Raw genomic sequence first — 1,127 nt, forward strand, 5'->3', positions numbered from 1 at the left:
CGGCGGTTGGCGGCGATATCGGCCGCCACGGTGGGGAACACGGTGAAGTCGTGCTGGGAGAACGGTTCGGCGAAGACATCGATGGTGGCGCCCGCGGCGATCCCCGGTTCGCTCGCGGGCACGGGTAGCCGGTGCATGGCCCTTCGCCCGGTGCGCGCGGCGGTGGCCGCCGCGTCCCGGATGGCGTCGTCCACCGATCCGCCGAGGCCCGCGCCGAAGACCACGCCGTCCGGGTCGACCAGCAGTGCGCTGCCGACCGGCCAGCGTCCGTCCCCGACGCTGCGCACGACGGTCGCCAGGCCGCCCGTCCGACCCGAATACCACACCCGTAACAGGTCGTCGACGATGTCGCGCATCAGTTCTCAACTCCGCTCAACGTGCGGTAAAGGGCGGGAAGTCACGGTCGACACCCGTCGCCAAGTCATCGCACGTGACGCACACCATATCGTTCCTCGCGCGGATATAGGTGGCCGCGCCTTCATCTGCTGTCGAGACCGAGATCACGCCCGGCCAGTGACTGTGCTCGATCACAACCGGATGACCCGGCCGACCCGCGTAAACCGCTCTGGCCAGCCCGCTCGGCGTCTGTACAGCCGTCTGGACGACGCGGGTCACCACCGCCGCCCCGACGTCGGGGGTGTCCACCGGCATGATCGCCGCGTAGCGTCCGCCCACCCGCTCGGCCGCCCGCAGTCCCGCGCGCAGCGAGGCCGACAGCCCGCGCGCCCAGTCCGCCGCCCACACGGTCGTGACATCGGCCGGGATGCCGAGCCCCGCGTGGTGCGGCCCGGTGGCCCCGAGCACGACCACCACCCGGTCGCATCCGCCGCCGCGCAGCGCCTCGATCGCCGCGCGCAGCCACGCGCCGCCCTCGGCCAGCGCCTTGGGCCTGCCGTACCGGGTGCCCGCGCCCGCGGCGAGGACGATCCCGACGACGACGGCAGACATGGCGGTCACGCTAACCCGGCGGGGTTGCCGGTGTGTGTCCATTCGGAAACATCCGTGCCATCCCCTGGCGGTTCCGACACGCCGGAGGTGATCTTGTCCGCTCGGCTGGCGAGCGGGCCATGGCTCACCGATCCTGGACCGATGAGGGCTGGACCGATGGGGTGCGAGGCCGGAGAGCC

2 protein-coding genes are annotated in these 1,127 nt (G+C 72.2%); both read right to left on the reverse strand.

All coding sequences use genetic code 11. The annotated features are described in order from the left end of the window. On the reverse strand, nt 1–356 hold a 356-nt coding region (locus QH283_RS19340; RefSeq protein ID WP_280504397.1), incomplete at its 3' end, for an XdhC family protein. 16 nt (nt 357–372) lie between these two features. Then, entirely contained in the window at nt 373–948 is a 576-nt protein-coding gene (locus QH283_RS19345) for a nucleotidyltransferase family protein (protein ID WP_280504398.1), read from the reverse strand. Between the last annotated feature and the right edge of the window lie 179 nt (nt 949–1,127).

Source organism: Nocardia farcinica (assembly GCF_029867845.1).
Taxonomy (GTDB): Bacteria; Actinomycetota; Actinomycetes; order Mycobacteriales; family Mycobacteriaceae; genus Nocardia; species Nocardia farcinica_A.

What these genes read in the sequence shown, in the direction of transcription:
- QH283_RS19345 (WP_280504398.1), bottom strand. Translation starts at nt 948, where the DNA reads ATGTCTGCCGTCGTCGTCGGGATCGTCCTCGCCGCGGGCGCGGGCACC.